This is a genomic window from Achromobacter sp. (genome assembly GCF_049647645.1).
In the GTDB taxonomy this organism is placed as follows: Bacteria; Pseudomonadota; Gammaproteobacteria; order Burkholderiales; family Burkholderiaceae_B; genus Achromobacter.
The window spans coordinates 1-2,325 of record NZ_JBARYB010000080.1 but is presented as its reverse complement, the minus strand read 5'-3'; the positions used below and the strand labels follow the sequence as shown (position 1 = coordinate 2,325).

Below are 2,325 nucleotides of genomic sequence, written 5' to 3'. Positions count from 1 at the left end.
ATCTACGAGGGCTTCGGCCTCAACAGGCGGCAGATCGAAATCGTCGCCACCGCGCAGCCCAAGCGCGACTACTACTACCAATCCCGCCTCGGCAACCGCCTGTTCGACCTCGACCTGGGGCCGGCGGCGCTGGCGTTTGCGGGCGCTTCCACGCCGCAAGACCGGCGCGACATAGACCGCGTGCTGCTGGACGCCGGCGTGCCCGGCTTCGCGGGCGCCTGGCTGCGCCATCGCGGCCTCGATTGGGCGGCCGACCTGCTGCCCTCGTTCCCCGGCCTTGCGCCGGGTTCCCTCGCTGACCAACCCCTGGAGAACCTGCCATGAAAAAGCGTCTTGTCGCCGCCGCCATCGCGGCCATGCTTTGCACCGCCACCGCCCATGCGCAATGGGTCGTGGTCGATCCCACGAACCTCGTGCAGAACACACTGACCGCGATCCGCACGCTGGAGCAGATCAACAACCAGATCCAGCAGCTTCAGAACGAAGCGCAGATGCTGATGAACCAGGCGCGCAACCTCGCCAGCCTGCCGTCCAGCGTGGTGAATCAGTTGCGCGCCAATCTGGCGACGACCGAGCGGCTGATCGCCCAGGCTCGCGGCTTGGCCTACGACGTGACGAATCTGGATCGGGAGTTCGCGCGCCTGTATCCCGAGCAGTACGCCGCCACCGTCAGCGGCGACCAGATGTACCGCGACGCGCAGGAGCGTTGGCGGAACACGCTCAACGGCTTGCAGACCACCATGCAGATGCAGGCGCAGGTGTCGCAGCACCTGGGCGAAGACGAAAGCGTGCTGGCCGACCTCGTGGGCAAGAGCCAGTCGGCCCAAGGCGCGCTCCAGGCCATGCAGGCCATGAACCAGTTGCTGGCCTTGCAGGCCAAGCAGTCGATCCAGTCGCAACGGCTCCAGATCACGCAGGACCGGGCCACTTCGCTGGAGCTGGCTCGGCAGGCGGCCGCCACCGAGCACGCCCGCGAAGTGCGGCGGCGTTTCATGGGCGATGGCACGCCGTACACGCCGCAGCGCGTGGATTTCTACGGCAACTGACGGGAGGTCGCCATGCGATGCGTCCTCGTCCTGTGTGCCGCGCTGCTGGCCGCTTGCGGCGAGCAGCCGGCCGACCACCATGCCGATGCCCTGGCCGCCGATCCCGTGCGGCTCAAGGCATTGCGCGCGCAATGCGCGGCCGACCGGCAGGCCACGGGCGAGGACGCTTGCCGTGCCGCCGCCGAAGCCTTCCGGCGGCGCTTCTTCTCCGGCCAGGCCGGGCCGGATGAATACCAGACGCTGGCCGACCTGCCGCCGATCCCGCCGAGCTTCGAGGAATCGGCCGATGGCATGGCGCCAGCCGTTCCCGCCGAACCGGAGGACACGCCATGAATGACGTGACCATCATCGACCAGTTCCTCAACACCTTCGCCGCCTACATCGACTCGGGCTTCGGGCTGCTGCGGGGCGAAGTGGCGTTCCTCACGGCCACGCTGATCGTCATCGACATGACGATCGCCGGACTGTATTGGGCTATGAGCCACGCCACCGGTCAGGGCGAGGACGTGATCGCCAAGCTGCTGCGCAAGGTGCTGTACGTCGGTGCCTTCGCCTACATCATCGGCAACTTCAATTGGCTGGCGAGCATCGTCTTCCGCTCGTTCGCGGGATTGGGCATCACCGCCACCGGCTCGGCCATCACGATGGAGAACTTCTTGCAGCCGGGCCGGCTGGCGAAAACCGGCCTTGACGCGGGCGGGCCGATCTTTCTTCAGCTCGACGACATGATGGGATTTCCCGAGGTGTTCTTGAACCTCGATGCCATCTTGGTGCTGTTCCTCGCCTGGCTGGTCGTGGTGCTGTGCTTCTTCGTGCTGGCGATCCAGCTTTTCATCACGCTCATCGAGTTCAAGTTGACCACGCTCGCGGGCTTCGTGCTGGTGCCGTTCGCGCTTTGGAACAAGACCTCGTTCCTGGCCGAAAAGGTCTTGGGCAACGTGGTCGCCTCCGGCGTCAAGGTGTTGGTACTGGCCGTGATCGTCGGTATCGGCTCGGGCCTGTTCACTCAGTTCCAAGTCCACCCCGATGAGCCGTCGCTCGACCACGCACTGGTCATCATGCTGGCCTCGCTCACTTTGCTGGCGCTGGGGATCTTCGGCCCTGGTATCGCCACGGGCCTCGTGTCCGGTGCGCCGCAGCTCGGCGCGGGCGCGATGGCAGGCGCTGCCATCGGCGCAGCCGGGACGGCGGTGGCTGTTGGTGCTGCCGCGACGGGTGTAGGCGGTGCCGTGGCCGCTGGCGCGCGCATGGCACCGGCTGCCGCCAAGCTGGCCGGCGC

General features: G+C 66.9%; 3 protein-coding genes and 1 pseudogene. All 4 read left to right on the top strand.

From position 1 onward, the window contains the following. Positions 1-324: pseudogene (locus WBB14_RS09345) on the top strand (conjugal transfer protein TrbE); the annotation flags it as partial. After that, a complete protein-coding gene (trbJ, locus tag WBB14_RS09340) occupies positions 321-1,046 on the top strand; it encodes a P-type conjugative transfer protein TrbJ (RefSeq protein ID WP_226466815.1) in 726 nt (241 codons plus the stop codon). The pseudogene WBB14_RS09345 and the gene trbJ, both read left to right, overlap by 4 nt. A 12-nt stretch (positions 1,047-1,058) precedes the next feature. Further along, positions 1,059-1,379 carry an EexN family lipoprotein gene (locus WBB14_RS09335; RefSeq protein ID WP_226466814.1) on the top strand — a complete coding sequence of 107 codons (321 nt, stop codon included), beginning with the start codon at positions 1,059-1,061 and terminating at the stop codon, positions 1,377-1,379. Then, positions 1,376-2,325, top strand: a 950-nt coding sequence (gene trbL, locus WBB14_RS09330) for a P-type conjugative transfer protein TrbL (protein ID WP_424239571.1), incomplete at its 3' end; no start/stop codon positions are given. The genes WBB14_RS09335 and trbL, both read left to right, overlap by 4 nt.